This is a genomic window from Nocardioides sp. cx-169 (assembly GCF_021083605.1).
Lineage (GTDB): Bacteria > Actinomycetota > Actinomycetes > Propionibacteriales > Nocardioidaceae > Nocardioides.
Genome location: NZ_JAJNRO010000004.1, coordinates 501,190 through 516,743, shown reverse-complemented (window position 1 = coordinate 516,743; position 15,554 = coordinate 501,190). Strand labels below are relative to the sequence as shown.

At 70.6% G+C, this 15,554-nt stretch carries 11 protein-coding genes; 5 read left to right on the top strand and 6 right to left on the bottom strand.

Annotated features, from left to right (window positions below):
- Nucleotides 1-5 precede the first annotated feature (5 nt).
- The 3 genes from LRP67_RS08265 to LRP67_RS08255 all read left to right on the top strand — a co-directional run bounded on the left by LRP67_RS08265 (nucleotide 6) and on the right by LRP67_RS08255 (nucleotide 4,394).
- Nucleotides 6-1,523, top strand: a complete 1,518-nt coding sequence (locus LRP67_RS08265) for a sugar ABC transporter ATP-binding protein (protein ID WP_231269687.1) — start codon at nucleotides 6-8, stop codon at nucleotides 1,521-1,523.
- A complete protein-coding gene (locus tag LRP67_RS08260; RefSeq protein ID WP_231269686.1) occupies nucleotides 1,507-2,511 on the top strand; it encodes an ABC transporter permease in 1,005 nt (334 codons plus the stop codon). The genes LRP67_RS08265 and LRP67_RS08260 overlap by 17 nt, the downstream gene beginning before the upstream one ends.
- A gap of 83 nt (nucleotides 2,512-2,594) precedes the next feature.
- Nucleotides 2,595-4,394, top strand: a complete 1,800-nt coding sequence (locus LRP67_RS08255; RefSeq protein WP_231269685.1) for an ABC transporter substrate-binding protein — start codon at nucleotides 2,595-2,597, stop codon at nucleotides 4,392-4,394.
- A gap of 1 nt (nucleotide 4,395) precedes the next feature.
- On the opposite strand, the gene eutC is transcribed toward LRP67_RS08255, so the two are convergent.
- Together eutC and LRP67_RS08245 are read right to left on the bottom strand one after the other, a co-directional pair.
- A complete protein-coding gene (gene eutC / locus LRP67_RS08250; protein ID WP_231269684.1) occupies nucleotides 4,396-5,124 on the bottom strand; it encodes an ethanolamine ammonia-lyase subunit EutC in 729 nt (242 codons plus the stop codon).
- A complete protein-coding gene (locus LRP67_RS08245) occupies nucleotides 5,121-6,524 on the bottom strand; it encodes an ethanolamine ammonia-lyase subunit EutB (RefSeq protein WP_308189718.1) in 1,404 nt (467 codons plus the stop codon). Before LRP67_RS08245 ends, eutC begins: the two co-directional genes overlap by 4 nt.
- Nucleotides 6,525-6,654: 130 nt before the next feature.
- Between LRP67_RS08245 and LRP67_RS21820 the strand changes: the two genes are divergently transcribed.
- A complete protein-coding gene (locus LRP67_RS21820; RefSeq protein ID WP_231269683.1) occupies nucleotides 6,655-7,572 on the top strand; it encodes an AEC family transporter in 918 nt (305 codons plus the stop codon).
- Here LRP67_RS21820 and LRP67_RS22045 read toward each other — a convergent pair.
- Both LRP67_RS22045 and LRP67_RS08235 read right to left on the bottom strand, forming a co-directional pair.
- On the bottom strand, nucleotides 7,517-7,882 hold the full coding sequence (locus LRP67_RS22045; RefSeq protein WP_374107400.1) for a PrpF domain-containing protein: 366 nt from the start codon (nucleotides 7,880-7,882) through the stop codon (nucleotides 7,517-7,519). The genes LRP67_RS21820 and LRP67_RS22045 overlap by 56 nt on opposite strands.
- A 424-nt stretch (nucleotides 7,883-8,306) precedes the next feature.
- A complete protein-coding gene (locus tag LRP67_RS08235) occupies nucleotides 8,307-9,209 on the bottom strand; it encodes a hypothetical protein (protein ID WP_231269682.1) in 903 nt (300 codons plus the stop codon).
- Between the two features lie 1,011 nt (nucleotides 9,210-10,220).
- On the opposite strand from LRP67_RS08235, the gene LRP67_RS08230 reads away from it, so the two are divergent.
- Complete coding sequence (locus LRP67_RS08230) at nucleotides 10,221-13,493, top strand: choice-of-anchor D domain-containing protein (RefSeq protein ID WP_308189725.1); 3,273 nt, start codon at nucleotides 10,221-10,223, stop codon at nucleotides 13,491-13,493.
- 97 nt (nucleotides 13,494-13,590) lie between these two features.
- Here LRP67_RS08230 and LRP67_RS08225 read toward each other — a convergent pair whose 3' ends face one another.
- Nucleotides 13,591-14,196 carry a hypothetical protein gene (locus tag LRP67_RS08225; protein WP_231269681.1) on the bottom strand — a complete coding sequence of 202 codons (606 nt, stop codon included), beginning with the start codon at nucleotides 14,194-14,196 and terminating at the stop codon, nucleotides 13,591-13,593.
- Between the two features lie 660 nt (nucleotides 14,197-14,856).
- Complete coding sequence (locus tag LRP67_RS22040; protein ID WP_374107408.1) at nucleotides 14,857-15,438, bottom strand: Ig-like domain-containing protein; 582 nt, start codon at nucleotides 15,436-15,438, stop codon at nucleotides 14,857-14,859.
- Nucleotides 15,439-15,554: the final 116 nt, after the last annotated feature.

The window sequence follows — 15,554 nt, the reverse complement described above, 5'->3', positions numbered from 1 at the left end:
CTGCGATGAGCACCACCCAGCAAGCCGCGATCCGCTGTCGCGGGGCGCGCAAAGTGTTCAGCGGCTCGGTCGCCGTCCACGGGGCCGACCTCGACGTCCGGACCGGTGAGGTCCACGCGCTGGTCGGCGAGAACGGCGCCGGCAAGTCGACGCTGCTCGGCCTCATCAGCGGACGGCTGGCCGCCGACGGCGGCTCGGTCGAGGTGTTCGGCCACCGCATGCATGGGGGCAACCCCCGCGAGAGCCGCGACCGCGGTCTCGTGGCGGTCTACCAGGAGCTCACCATGGTGCCGGGCCTGTCCGCGGAGGCCAACGTCTTCCTCGGGCAGGTCCGGACCCGGCGCGGGCTGCTCGACCGCCGCCGGATGAGGCGTCGCTACCTCGAGCTGTGCGACGAGCTGGACATCCACGTCCCGCCCACCACGCTGGCCCGCGAGCTCTCGGTCTCGCAGCAGCAGATGCTCGAGATCATGCGCGGGATCGAGAGTGACGGCCGCGTGCTCGTCCTGGACGAGCCCACGGCCGCGCTGGCCGAGCACGAGCGGGAGACGCTCTACCGGGTCCTGCGGACGCTCACCGCCCGCGGGGTCACGATCGTCTTCGTCAGCCACAACCTCGACGAGGTGCTGGACCTCAGCGACTCGATCACCGTGCTGCGCGACGGCGAGGTGGTGCGCAGCGCCCCCCGCGCCGAGTGGACCCGGCCGTCGCTCATCGAGCACATGGTCGGCCGCAACGTCGACCAGCTGGCCGAGCGCGGCGACCACCCGCTGGGCGAGGTGGTGCTGCAGGCCGAGCAGGTCACCCTCCCCGGCGTCCTGGAGGACATCTCGGTCACGGCTCGGGCCGGCGAGATCGTCGGCCTGTGGGGCCTGGTGGGATCCGGCCGCACGACCTTCCTGCGCTCGCTCGCGGGGGCCGAGCCGGCCTCCAGCGGCCGGCTCACCGTGCGGGGCAAGCGGCTACCGTGGCCGCGGAACGTGCGGACCGCGATCGCCGACGGCATCGTGATGGTGCCCGAGTCGCGCAAACAGGCGCTGGTCCTGGGCATGGATGGCACGAGCAACTACTGGCTGGGGCGGACCAGCCGCCGCAGCCCGTTCGTGGATCGCAGGACCGAGGCCGACCAGGCAGGGGCCACCGGCGAGTTCTTCGCCTTCAAGCGCTCCCGGCTGGGCGAGCCGGTCCGCAACCTCTCCGGTGGCAACCAGCAGAAGGTGTTGCTCGCCAAGTGGGCGGGACACGAGCCGGACGTCTTCCTGATCGACGAGCCGACGCGCGGCATCGACATCGGCGCCAAGTCCGAGGTGCTCGCCTCGCTCGTACGGCTCGCGAGCGAGGGGGCGGCGATCGTCGTGACCTCCTCGGAGCTCGAAGAGGTCCTCGCCATCGCCAACCGCCTGCTCGTCTTCGCGCACGGCCAGGTCGTCCGGGAGATCCCGGCCGACGACCCCGAGTTCAACGTCGACGCCGTGGTGCGTCACGGATTCAGCACAGGAGCCCCCGATGAACCAGTCCACTGACCTCACGCCCGCGACCGCGGCCGCGCCCGGAGGCACCGCCACCCCGTCCACCTCAGGTCCCGCGCAGCTGCTGTCGCGCTTCGCCATGATCGGCGTCCTGATCGTGCTGGCGATCCTCGCCACCATCCTCTACCCAGGCTTCCTCTCCCCCGAGAACCTGCGCGACATGCTGACGCAGAACACCGCCGTGGGCCTGGTCGCCCTGGGGATGACGTTCGTGATCATCTCCGGCGGTTTCGACCTGTCGGTCGGGGCGACGTACGCGCTGGGCGCGACCGTCTCGGCAGGGGTCGCCATCTCCTCGGGCTCCCCCGAGCTCGGGATCCTCGCGGGGGTCGGGGCCGGCGCCGTGTGCGGCATCGTCAACGGCACCCTGGTGGCGAGGTTGAACATCAACCCGTTCGTCGCCACCCTCGGCAGCTCGTCGGTGATCTCGGGGATCGCCTACCTGTACTCCAACTCGGCCCCCTTCATCGTCGCGGACCCGAACTTCAAGATCCTGGCGCGCTCCAGCGTGGCCGGGATCCCCACGCCGATCCTCATCCTGATCGTGACCTTCCTCCTCGGCGGCGTCCTCCTGGCGATGACCCGCTACGGGCGCAACATCTACGCCATCGGCGGTAACCACGAGGCCGGCTGGCTCTCGGGGTTGCGAGTCACCGACCTCACTGCCAGCGTGTACGTGATGACGGGGGTGCTGGCGGCGTTCGCGGGCACGATCGACGCCTCCCGGCTCGGCGTCGGCCAGGCCGACGTCGGCGCCAACATCGCGCTCGACGCCATCGCCATCGTGATCGTGGGCGGGACCTCCCTGCGTGGCGGCGAGGGGGCGGTGTGGCGCAGCGCCGTCGGTCTGCTCATCTTCGCCACCCTCACCAACCTGTTCTACAGTCTGAACCTGTCGCAGAACTGGCAGCTGATCGCCAAGGGCACGATCGTGCTCCTCGCCGTCGCGCTCGACTCCTGGTCGCGCAACCGACGGTCGTGACCGGTCTCGGCGGCCCGGACTCACCGCTAGGCTGGGCATCCGGGCTCCGTGACCCATCCTGCTCGCAGCGAAGGAGGTCCCCAGTGCCTGCCGACGCCTCTGGGCCACACGTGGTCCGCGAGATCGTCCTCGACCACGAGGGCGTGCTGTCGAGCGTGCGCGGGGTCGACGCGGACGACGCCACCGGCAACCTGGCCGACCTGGTCGCCATCGCCCGCCGGGCGGGGAGACTCGCCGGCCAGCACGAGCTCTCGTTCTACTGGCGAGACGGCGAGGGCGTCCCGCTCTTCTGCACGATCAGGACCCTCGGGCACGAGTCCCGCACCTCGCTCTCGTGGACCAGCCAGGTGATGGTGCCGTACGGCATCACGCCCCGCGAGCTCGACGTCCTCACGCTGCTGGTGGGCGGGCTGAGCAACAACGCCATCGCCGAGCGACTCTGGACGAGTGCACGCACCGTCACGACCCATGTCGAGCGGATCCTGGCCAAGTTGGATGTGCGCTCCCGCGCCGGGGCGGCGGCGGTGGCCATCGAGGAGAGCCTGCTCGTCCTTCCCGTCCCGGGGGGCCCGAAGGGCTTCGAGCGGCTGCTCATCGGACTGCTCAGCACCCCCGAGGAGGAGGCCGATCCGGTCCAGCCCTGGCGCCGGCACGGGCTCGGGCGGACCGTGGCCCGTCCGGCCGCGCCCGCGACCGGACGGCGCTCGGTCCGGCGTCCGATCCTGCTCGGCAGCGCCTTCCCCGTCACCGGGAAGGTCGCCGAGGACGGCAAGGAGATGGTGCGCGCCAGCCAGCTCGCCATCGACGAGCTCAATGTCCAGGGCGGGATCGCCGGGCGCCCGGTCGAGCTGGTGAACGTCGACCTGGACATCCGAGACGCCGCCTCGATCTCGCATGCCTTCGAGGACCTGGCCGGCCAGGACGTCGACGCCATGGTCTCGGGCTACCTCGGCGACCAGGAGCTCGCCCACGAGATCGCGGCCGAGCACCGCGCGCCGTACCTGCACGCGGCGACGCTCGACTCCATGGTGCGAATGGTCGAGGAGAACCCCAGCCGTTACGGCAACATCTTCCAGATCTGCCCGAGCGACACCCACTACGGCCCGGGCTTCGTCGACGCCCTGAGCCATCTGCGCGACAGCGGCCAGCTGCCGCGGCGCTCCAAGTCGCTGGCGGTGGTGCGCGGCCGGTGGAAGCTCGGCGACCTCGGTCTCGACGAGTCGGTCGCCAGGGCTGAACGCGACGGCTGGGAGCTGGACTACATCGCCGACGACGTCAGCGGCGATGAGGCCTGGGCCGAGCAGGGCCGCCGGATCGCCTCGCGCGCCCCGGCCGCCGTGCTGGTCGGGACGTACTTCGTGGACGAGACCGTGACCTTTCTCAGGTCCTTCCTGGCCGCCCCCTCTCCCACCGTCGTCTACTCGCTGTACGCGCCCTCGATCCCCCGCTTCCGGGTCGAGATGGGCCCACAGGCCGAGGGGCTGCTGTGGGCCACCACCACCGGCACCTACTCCGACCGGCTGGCGCGCAGCTTCGGCGACCGCTACCGCGATGCTTGGGCGGTGAGCCCCGGGCGCTCGCATGCCGGCATTGCCTACGACCGGGTCCGGATCCTCGCCAACGCCTGGGCGGCCGCCGACTCGCCGCGCGACTTCGACTCCGTGGCCCAGTCGCTGCGGCAGGGCGTCCACCGCGGGGTCAACGGCGCCTACAGCTTCAGCGGCGCCGGTCAGTCCGCACTGGCCTACCCGCTCGTCACCGCGGACCCCTCGATCTCCATGGCGCACCTGGTCTTCCAGATCCAGGACAACCGGCAGCGCATCGTGCACCCCTCGCCCTACACCGAGGCGACGTTCCGGATGCCGCCATGGTGGCGCGACTGAGTCACGCCAGCAGCTCGTCGCCGCGGTCCTTGAGGTGCACGCCGGTGCCCCCCAGCCGGCGCGCCCCCACCATCAGCGCGGCGAGAGTGCGCGCGGCCGACTCGTAGGACAGCCCGGCGGGCGGACGGATGTTGGAGACGCAGTTGCGGCGCGCGTCCGGGAGGCCGGGCCGCGGCGCCCAGGTCAGGTAGGCGCCCAGGCTGTCGGTGCTCGAGAGCCCGGGGCGCTCGCCCAGGAGCATCAGGACCAGGCGCGCCCCCAGCGCCTCGCCGAGGTGGTCGCCCAGCGCCACCCGGCCCAGGGTGGCCACCACCGGCGGGGCGATCGTCGTACCGCCGTCGAGGAGGGGCAGCAAGGCGCCCAGCAGGGCCGGTGCGTGCTCCTGGGCGGCGCCCGCCGACAGCCCGTCGGCCACCACGATCGCCAGGTCCACCGGGCTCGTCGACCTGTCGAGCGGACCGGCGGGACGGCGTCCGAGGTCGGGCCGGCCCAGGTACTCCCGCCGGTCGGCCGCGGCGGAGGCGAGGACCCGCGGGATGCCGAGGTCCAGCGCGCGCAGGTCCTCGACCAGCGCGGGCACGTCGAGGGGGCGATGGACGGCGTCACGGGCCCGCGCGTGCAGGGCCTGGGCGTCGAGGACGGACCCGGTCGCGACCCCGGCGCCGTAGCGGGCGATCCCGATCCGCGCCGGCGTCGTGCTGCGCAGCCGGTCCCAGAAGTCGGTGCTCATGAGACCAGGCCCCGCAGGCCGGAGGCCGCGGCGTCGACCGCGCGGATGCCGCCCGACGCGTCCAGAAGGCCGATGCGCCCGAGCCACGCCTCGAACTCCGGCGCCGGCCGCAGCCCGAGCACCTGGCGGGCGTAGAGGGCGTCATGGAACGACGTGCTCTGGTAGCCCAGCATCACGTCGTCGGCACCCGGGACCGCGATAACGAACGAGCACCCGGCGACGCCGAGCAGCGTCAGCAGCGAGTCCATGTCGTCCTGGTCGGCCTCGGCGTGGTTGGTGTAGCAGACGTCCACGCCCATCGGCACGCCCAGGAGCTTGCCGCAGAAGTGGTCCTCCAGCCCGGCCCGCGCGATCTGCTTGCCGTCGTAGAGGTACTCCGGGCCGATGAAGCCGACCACGGTGTTGACGAGGAACGGGTCGTACTCCCGGGCGACGGCGTACGCCCGGGCCTCGAGGGTCTGTTGGTCGACCGGCCGGTCGTCCTTGCCCAGGTGGGCGCCGGCGCTGAGGGCGGAGCCCTGGCCCGACTCGAAGTACATGACCTGCCCGCCCACGCTGCCGCGCCCGAGCGAGCGGCCGGCCTCGTTGGCCTCGTCAAGCATCGCGAGCTCCACCCCGAAGCCGGCGTTGGCACCCTGCGTGCCCGCGATGGACTGGAAGACCAGGTCGACGGGCAGGCCTTGCTCGATGAGGCCCACCGTCGTGGTGACGTGGGTGAGCACGCACGACTGCGTGGGGATCTCGTAGCGCTGCCGCACCTCGTCGACGAGGTGGAGCAACCGGGCCACGGTCCGGGGGTTGTCGGAGGACGGGTTGATGCCGATCACCGCGTCGCCGCTGCCGAGCAGCAGCCCGTCGAGGATCGCGGCGGCCACGCCCTCGGCGTCGTCCGTGGGGTGGTTGGGCTGCAGCCGGGTGCTGAGCCGGCCCGGGAGCCCGATGGTGGTGCGAAACGCGGTCACCACGCGGGTCGCGGCCGCGACGGCGATCAGGTCCTGGTTGCGCATGAGCTTGGACACCGCCGCCACCATCTCCGGCGTCAGGCCGCGCGCCACCGCGCGCAGCCGGGTCTCGGCGTCCGGCTCGGCCGCCGTGGTCAGCAGCCATTCGCGGAAGGACCCGACGCTCAGATGCCGCAACGGCGCGAACGCCGCCGCATCGTGCTGCTCGAGGATCAGCCGCGTCACGTCGTCCGTTTCGGCCGGCACCAGCTGCTCGTCGAGGAACGTCGTCAGCGGCACGTCCGCGAGAGCCCACCGCGCGGCGGCCCGCTCGCTGTCGGACCGCGCGGCACATCCCGCCAGGACGTCGCCGGACCGGTGCGGCGTCGCCCTCGCCATGAGGTCGACGAGGCCGGCGAACTCGTAGGTGTGCCCCTGCAGGTGCTGGCTGAACCTCACGCGCTCCCCCTCGGCCGCCGTCGTGCCACGACCGTAGGGCGGCGAGGACGGAGGGCGCGTCCGTCATCCGACGTATCCGCAGCAGGCCCCGGCCCCCCACCGCACGGTCACCGGCCCCTAGGCTCCTGCCGTGTCTGGGGTCTTCGCCGGGTTCGCCACGATCACGGTGATCATCGCGTTCGGTGTGCTGCTCGGGCACCTGCGCGTGGTCGACGAGCGCGGCCATCGGACGCTCAGCACGGTCGCGTTCTTCCTGGCCAGCCCGGCACTGCTCTTCAGCGTGCTGCAGGACAGCGACCTGTCGCGGGTGTTCTCCGGCAACCTGGTGGCGATCTCCGCCGCCGTGGCGGCCACCGCGCTCGTCACCCTCGCCGCCGCTCGCTGGCGACGTGACGACGTCGGCCGCACCGTCATCGCGATGATGTGCTCGTCCTACTGCAACGCGGGCAACCTGGGCCTGCCGATCGCCGCGTACGTGCTCGGTGACACCGCCCTGATCGCGCCCGTGCTGCTGTTGCAGCTGCTCGTGCTCCAGCCGTTGGCCCTCACGGCGCTCGACGTGGCGGCGGCGCCCGGTGCCGTGTCGCTCAGCCAGGGCCTGACCCGACCCCTGCGCAACCCGATCACCGTGGCCAGCATGGCCGGCATCGCGGTCGCGGTCGCCGGAGTGGAGGTGCCGGCGGCGGTCAACGACCCCATCGCGCTGCTCGGCGGCATGGCCGTCCCCGCCATGCTTCTGGCGTACGGCGTGAGCCTGCGGCTGGGCCCGCTGCCGGGCCGCGGCGTGGCGCCCGGGGAGCTGGGACTCAGCGTCGGGCTGAAGCTGCTGGCCCAGCCGACCGTGGCGTACCTGGTCGGCCTGATGCTCGGCCTGGACCAGGACGCGCTGCTGGCGGTGACCGTCATCTCGGCCCTGCCGACCGCACAGAACGTCTTCGTCATCGCGAGCCGCTACGGCCGCGCCGAGCTCCTGGCCCGGGACGCGATCTTCGTCAGCACGCTGGGCTGCGTCCCGGTGGTGGTGGCGATCGTCGCGCTCGTCGCCTGAGCCCTTCGGCGCCTTCATCCGTCAGCCGGGTGGCCACACCGTGGCGGCACGAGGACGTTGCCTCCTCCACGACCTGGCCGTCCTCGACCGCGACCTCGGCGGTCAGGACCTTGCCGGTGTTGGTGTTGAGGATCCGCACGCGCGTGGTGGGCGACTGCGCCGCGACGAGCCCGCGTCGGACCGCGAACGATCCGACGCCGGAGGCCATGTCGCCGCAGTTCCCCCCAGAGGACGCGGGCAACGCCCTAGCTGACCGCCTGCCTTGCGTTGGCCCGTGCGTCGTGCGGGTGCCTACCCCTGGGTGCTGCACGTCACCCCAGAATGCCGCAAGACGCGGGCGGAGGTGCTGGCATCGACGGTGTCAGCTCGGGACGAGTCAAGCGCTTGGCGTCTTGGAACGTAGAACGAGGTCCGCGGTAGCCCGTCCGAGCCCCGAGTCGAACCCCGTCACATCGACTGCAGCGTCTGAGCTTGGGTTGGTTCGGGCCTCCACCGTTCGGTGGGTGGGGCTGCATCGCAGTCCCGGGTCATCTCTTACTGGGTGTGTCCCTATTCGGGACACTCACCGGCTTCCCTTGACCCTCACCCCTTGCCGTCCGAGCGCCACCAGTTGGTGGCCTTACCCCAGGACGGCGGTGTCGTCCTTCACGGCTGCGGTCGGGGGCACGCAGCCGATAGTGCCGTTGGCACCGACAACGCCGAGATTCGACGGAACCGAATAAGGACACACCCTCTTAGCCGCTGGTGAATGACCACGAGGTGACGCCGACTGGTGTCCCTTCGGTGGGTCCCGCGCGCCCGAATCCCCATTTAGTTGCGCTCGGGAAGACCGACCCGTTGTAGCTGCGGTAGTAGGTGGTGAGTGCGCCTCCAGGGGCGCGGTGACTGTCAACTGTTGTGATGCCGGCGGGGGGCGCGGACCGCGTGTGGGACCGCAGCCGGTACGTGTTGCGCCCGGCGGGGGCGGCACAGGCGGTGGCCGTCTGGAACCAGTCGAACTGGACCAGCCGCTGACCCCAGGAGTCGGTGCCGGAGGCATCGGGGTTCGGGAGGGCGGGGGCGCCTACGCGGCACGCAGTCGTCTGCCTGGCGACGCCGTAGCCTCCCATGTGCTCCATGTACGCGCTCCACGAACTGTAGCTCCGCTCCTGGCGGCGCACCAAAGCCCGCAGCGACTCTTGTCGCCACCAGTCGTACCAGGAATGTTCGGCCCACAGATACTCGGTGGCGTAGGTGGTGTGCTGGTATTCGGTGTTGTAGTACTGGTAGGGCGTCGCCTGGGTGTACTGCTCCGAACGCAGCCGCAGCCAGTTGTTGGCGTCCTGGACACGGCCATAGACCGCGGCTCCCGGTCCGGCGACGACGGCGTTGACGGTGCCGTTGGGGGTGTGACCGTTCACCACCGCCATCGGGTGCGACGTCAGAGCGGTAGCGGTGACCGCGCGCCCGCCGCTGCGGGTGAAGGTGGCGCCGGTCGGGAACGAGTACGTTCCCGACCCGGTCGCGGTGGTCGAGATGGCAGCCGTGCCGGCGAAGCTGTCGGTGATGGACACGCTCGCGGTGGCCGAGCTGGTGGAAGTGGCCCCTGAGATCCAGTTCTGGCGGTAGGACTTCATGTGGTAGTACCAGGTGGTCATGGGGGGTGGGCTGTCCACCCAGCTCGTGGTGGACCGCCCTGCGACCGTGGCGAGGAGAGTCCAAGGGCCGCTGGCAGAAGCGCTGCGGAAGACCCGGTACCCGTCGACGAAGGTCGACACGGTCGGGGTCCAGGTCAAGGTGACACGGTGGGGCGCGCCGGAAGCGGACACGTTGGTGGGGGGTGCGACGGCGGCTGATGAGAAGGAGTTCGAGGACACCGCCGCGGAGCCGACGAACCAGGCGCGGGACCCAGAGGCGGTGGTCTCAGCGGTCAAGGTCGCGACCACCAGCAGCGGCACCATCAGAAGCAGGCCGTTGCGCCACGCGGTCCTGTGGCGTGTCAGGAAGGGGGGCAGGGGCAAGGTCGGCCGCTCTCGAGTCGGGCCACGGTGCACGTCCGGGCGCTGGGGCGTCAACGTGACTGTGCGGGTAGCCCCTGCCACCGCAACCCTCGCACTCCCCACGCGAACGAGGGCCGGGCCGGCCCTCGTTCGCGTGGGGAGACGACGGCCGTTGCGGGTGGGCGCCGGGAATCGGGAAATCGAGCTCAAGGGTGCCGGGGACGTGACATCCTGTGTTCGCCCATCACAGGAGGCGCAGAGCATGGCAGATACAGCGCGAGTTGCCCGACCGCGGCGGGACGGAGCTGGCCTCAACCTGCACCCGGCGCGAACCGTGTGCGCGCACCAACATTCGCGTCAGCGATTCACGCACCGTGAACTCGCCACCTCAACCGGGCCAGCAGCCGCCGGCCTCCAGTTACCGGCCGACCGCAACACGACCGCGCACCTTCTTGCGTCGTGACTAGATCTGCGCGGACTCCGGGCCCTGACACCGTCGCCGTGGCTCGGAGGGCGCCCAAGGGTCGGCTGCTCGCCGCCCTGACGGCGCTGCTGGCCCTCCTGGTGTTGGTTTCCTCCGGCACCCCCGTGGCTGCGGAGATCGCCGCCGCCACGCCTGTCGAGGACCGCCAGGCCGCACCAGGCGTGGCGGCGAAGCCAGCCAGCAAGATGCGTTTCACCGAGGTCAGGGCCACCAGCCGCCCCACCCCCAAGGGAACGGAGGTGCGCACCCGGGCATTCCTGAAGAACGACGCCCTCAAGCGCCGCACCCTGGGGACGTTTCGGCTCTTCCTGGTCAACGCTCACCAGACGTTCCGGCTAGGACAGGCCGTGCGGCCACGGACACTCGCTTCTGGTGCGCGGACCAGGGTGCGCGCGGTGCGCAAGGCCCCGCTCGCGGCCCCGCCAGGGAGGTACGCAGTGCGCGTATGCCGTGGCAGCGGCAACGCCAAGGTGTGTCTGAAGTCGAGCACCAAGATCACCATCACCCCAGCGCAGCTCTCCATCTCCCCCACCCGACTGTCCCTGGGCAACGTGCAGGTCGGTGCTGTCTCAGGCACCCAGGACGTGAGGATCACCAACCGCGGGCACGCCGCCACAGGAGCCATGAAGGCGTCGGTCTCGGGGGGCCCCTTCTCCCTGCGCTCCACAACCTGCGGCCCCTCGTTGGCCCCAGGCGCCTCTTGCACGACGTCGGTCTCCTTCACCCCTGACGCCCCTGGATCCGCAGCTGGCAAGCTAGACGTCTCCGGTGTGCATGCCGACGTGGTCTCCACCGATCTGGACGGCGTCGGCGTCGGCGCAGCCGCCCTCACCGTCACCCCGCACGGCCACGACTTCGGCCCCACCCGGGTCGGGTCCAAGTCGTCTCCGGTGACTCTCACCGTGACCAACACGGGCAACGTGGCCACCGGGGTTCCCGACGTCACGTTCCCCGCCGCCGGCTCGGGCCTGGACTTCGAGATCGCGGCCAACACCTGCACCCAGGTCCTTGCGCCTGCCGAGACCTGCACGGTCACGGTGACCTTCCACCCCGCCGCCGTCGGGGAGCGGAGCGCCGAGCTGGTCTTCTCATCTGACCCCGGAGGTCAGGTGCGGACCACCCTGAGCGGGACCGGGACGGGTGAGGCCAACCTCGTTGTCGACGCGAGCACCTACGACTTCGGCCCCACCCGGGTCGGGTCCAAGTCGTCTCCGGTGACTCTCACCGTGACCAACACGGGCAACGTGGCCACCGGGGTTCCCGACGTCACGTTCCCCGCCGCCGGTGCGGGCCTGGACTTCGAGATCGCGGCCAACACCTGCACCCAGGTCCTTGCGCCTGCCGAGAGCTGCACGGTCACGGTGACCTTCCACCCCGCCGCCGTCGGGGAGCGGAGCGCCGAGCTGGTCTTCTCATCCGAGCCCGGAGGTCAGGTGCGGACCACCCTGAGCGGGACCGGGACGGGTGAGGCCAACCTCGTTGTCGACGCGAGCACCCACGACTTCGAGGACACCCTGGTCGGTTCCGCGTCGCAGCCTGTGAACATCGAGGTCACCAACGAGGGAAACCTTGCCTCAGGTGCGCCGCAAGTCACGGTCACAGCAGCGGTGCTCGACGACTTCAAGATCACCGCAAACGGCTGCACATCCGAGCTCGCCCCTGGAGCCTCCTGCACCGTCGCCGTGGCCTTCGCGCCATCCGTGGCCGGGAGCCGCGCCGGGAGCCTGGTCGTCTCAGCCACCCCTGGCGGGTCCGTCACCGCCGACCTGAGCGGGAAGGGTCTGGCCCCCGCGGCGCTGAGTCTCAACCCCCAGACGGTCGCCTTCGGACCCCAGGTCATCGGTGAGACGCCCGCGGCCCAGACGCTCACCCTGACGAACGACGGTGACGTCGCGACGGGCCCGCTGACCCTGGGCCTCGAGGGCGGTGACGTCGAGCAGTTCGCGATCCTCAGCGAGGACTGTGAGATCAGGCTGCCCGCTGGCGGCTCCTGCACCCTTGAGGTGACCTTCACGCCCACGACGTCCGGGGTTGTCTCGACTCAGCTCGTCGCTGGCGGTGCGGCGGGCGGCGAGGTCTACGCAACCCTGGGAGGCATCGGGCAGAGCCCGGCGGAACTCTCGATCAGTGAAGGGGCACACGACTTCGGTTACGCCGATGGCGCCCCCGAGGAGTACCTGTTCACCGTGACGAACGACGGTGAAGCCGACTCAGGAAACCCGGTGGTGGCCCTGTCCGGCAGCCCCGCCTTCGCGGTCACGACCAACACCTGCACGCAGCCTGTTCCCGGCGGCGGGATATGCACCGTCGGTGTCACCTACACCCGGTCGGGCAGCACAGGGCAGTCCGCCCGACTGTCGGTGTCGGCCGCCCCCGGCGGCACGGTCTCCGCCGCGCTGAGCGGACTGCCGGTCGCGCTCACCATCAACCCGAGCAGCCACGACTACGGGAACGTGCTCGTGGGAGAAAGCGCGCAACAGTCCTACACCCTCACCAACCATCGGCTCTCTGCCGTGCGGATCGACCGACAGACCCTGTACAACACCGGCATCTACAACCTCGACGGCAGCAGCTGCTTTCAGCAAGTCATCGACGCCGGCGCGTCCTGCACCTTCACGGTCCGCTTCGCACCCACCTCTGTGGGCCCAATCGCCGGCCGAATCGTCTACTACAGCGGCAGTGACTCAGCCCCCGTCGAACTCGCGGGCACCGGCCAGGGCGAGGCGGTTCTGTCGGTCGCCGGCGCCCTCGAGTTCGGGGCCTATTCCCCCGGCAGCATCGGCACCAAGACCCTCACCGTCACCAACACCGGCACGCTAGCCACCCCCGTGGCGCCTAGCGTGGTCATCACAGGGCCGAACGCCGACGAGTTCGACGTGCAGGGCTCCACCTGTCTGGCCCCACTGCCCGGCGGTGAGTCGTGCACTGTCACCTTGGCGTTCTCACCGAGCTCGTTCGGTGGGAAGTCGGCGCGGGCGTCGTTCGAGTTCGGCAGCTCTGACGCTGTGGCGCCGTTCACCGAGCTGAGTGGCCTAGCGGCTGCTCCGGGGGTCACGCTAGTACCGGAGGCGGCGTCCGACTTCGGTTTGCAGGTCGTGGGAAGCCGCACCGTCAAGACGTTCCGGCTCGTGAACGCCAGCGGGTCCGCAGCTGAGGTCTACCAGCTGTCGTGGTCCTCCCCGTTCGAGCTCGACGTTGCCGGCTTCACCTGCGTCGCCACCAGCACTGTCTTCTTGGCGCCGCACAGCTCGTGCACTATCGCGATGGTCTTCCACCCGGAAATTCCCGGGTCCTACAACAAGAGCCTAGTGGCGGTAGGTGAGGGTTTTCAGACCTCGACAGTCATGAGCGGTACCGCAGTTCCCGCCCCCGGGGCACGTCGTTCCAGCTCTGGTGCCGGCGGTCTTGGGACCACGATGGGGCTGGAGAGGGGCAAGCTCAACGGCGTCGACTACTGAGCCCGCCGGCGAGCCGGCGTAGGTGCGGTGCCACGCCGGAAAGGGCTATCGACCCAACCGGGTGCGGGTGGGTCGATAGGGGCTGGTCGTGCAGCGCTCAGCTGTCGAGCTGGTCGCGCAGGTAGGCCAGAGCCTCGTCGGCCGTGTCCGGGTTGGCCAGGTAGGCCTCGATCTTGTCCTGCAGGGCCTGGGCGCGACGCTTCCACGAGTCCTGCTGTGCGGTGTCCGAGGCAATCTGGGCGGAGAGCGCGGATGCCTTGGCGGTGTTGCGTTCCAAGCTGGCCCCGAGACGATCGCGCATCCGGGCCGCTTGCGCGAGCTCAGCGACCAGCAGGGCATGGACGTCGTCTTCAGCGAAGACCCCGACCTCATCTGCGTAGGCGTCTCGCAGGTCCGCGATGCACTGGTGGAGCAGCATGTCGACGAACGCCATCGCGGTCTCGTCGACCGGGTCGCTCTGGTTGGCGCCGAAGCGGTAGACGACGTGGTGGCGGTCCCACTCGACACGGCCGTCGCTGTACAGGCTCGCCTGGCAGTCGACGTAGTAGGGGACGTGGTTGACGACCACGTGCTTGTTGGCCGGGGTGGTGAGGGTGAGGACGCCGGGACGCTGGCGGGTCAGCTCGACATTGGCGATGTCGCCATCGCCGTTGACGTGTGCCTGGAAGATGCTGACGTTGGCATCGGAGCGGGTGATGCTCACGGGAGGTCTCGTTTCGTTTGTTCGACATCGGGTGGCGGGTGGCCGTCGCGCTTCTGGGAGAGCCGACCCGATGCCTGGTGTGTTTGTTCCCAGCAGCTGGCGGGCCTGACCGTTTGCGCCTGCGACAGCTGGGCAACCACTCCCCTGCCGGCCCTGTCATGCAACCCGAGCTCCTTTGCCGGTCGGGGCACTCCTCCCCGGGCCCGGGGAGGAGTCTGACCAAGCAGCTCCAGGCCGTGGAGGAGGAGCCCTCGCCTTGCAGACCTTTGCGGTCCTCGAGCTCGCCTATGCCCGCGGCTGCGAGCCGATGACATACGTGAGGTGGTAGCACCCCATCCGCAGACACCCCGTCGGCTAGCCGGCCCCTGCGCCTGGGAAGGCACCGTGAGCGGGGCAGCGTGGCCCGCGGATGTGGGCCGACGCGGTGGTCCCCGCGTTCGCCAGGGCCGTCGGTGCGTCAGCGGCGAACGACGGCACCCACCGTGTCGGCCCTAGCAGCGTTGTGCGTGGAGGCTGCCCGCACCTTGAACGTGCGCGTGTTACCGCGTTTGGCTGCCGGGGTCCGGGTGACGCGCACGACCAGGCGCACGTGCTGGCCCGGTCGCAACGCAGCGGTGCGGTACTTCCCGGCCACAACGGCAGCGGTTACGTTCTTGCCGCCTACCAGGTAGGCCACGGCGAACTTGGCGTTACGACCGGCCCCCTTGAGGACGAACCGTCGACTGCGTTGCCCCGGTTGGTCACCCGGACCTCGAAGGTCACGACGCGGCGCTGACGAACCTGCTGGGTGACACGCTGGGTGCCGCCGTAGGTTGCGGAGCCGACGAACTTCGCACCTCCCCCACGGATGGCGGCGTCGGGGCGGTAGGTCGCAGCGGGCGTGACCGGGCCGGTCGGGACGGGGCCGGGGCCTGGGTCGACGGGGCCGGGGCCTGGGTCGACGGGGCCGGGGCCTGGGTCGACGGGGCCGGGGCCTCCCGGGACCGGGACGGCAGTGCCTACCGTGAGTTCCTGGGAGGCACTGGAGGAGTTGCCGGCGGCGTCGGTGATAGTGGCCACCACGGTGTGCACCCCGGGGGCAAGGTCTGTGGAACTGACGCTCCACGCGCCTCCGGTGCGCACGATCGCTGTGAGTGCCTGCTGGTCGACGGTGACCTGGACAGCCGTGCCGGCGCGCTCACCGGAGGTCCCGTAGTTCCATGGCGAGGTGTCGGTGGTCGACCTGGTGGCGCCACCGTCAATCGCTACGACGGGAGCGGTCAGGTCGACGACAAGGACCTGCGAGGCCGTCGCGGCGTTCCCGCTGAGGTCCTCCCCCGAGGCTGACTAGGTGTGTCCCTATTGCGCGGACGATTCCC

Bases quoted from the DNA above. Each gene is read 5' to 3' on its own strand.
- LRP67_RS08265 (WP_231269687.1), top strand. From the start codon at position 6: ATGAGCACCACCCAGCAAGCCGCGATCCGCTGTCGCGGGGCGCGCAAA.
- LRP67_RS08260 (WP_231269686.1), top strand. From the start codon at position 1,507: ATGAACCAGTCCACTGACCTCACGCCCGCGACCGCGGCCGCGCCCGGA.
- eutC (WP_231269684.1), bottom strand. From the start codon at position 5,124: ATGAGCACCGACTTCTGGGACCGGCTGCGCAGCACGACGCCGGCGCGG.
- LRP67_RS08235 (WP_231269682.1), bottom strand. From the start codon at position 9,209: ATGACCACCTGGTACTACCACATGAAGTCCTACCGCCAGAACTGGATC.
- LRP67_RS08230 (WP_308189725.1), top strand. From the start codon at position 10,221: ATGCGTTTCACCGAGGTCAGGGCCACCAGCCGCCCCACCCCCAAGGGA.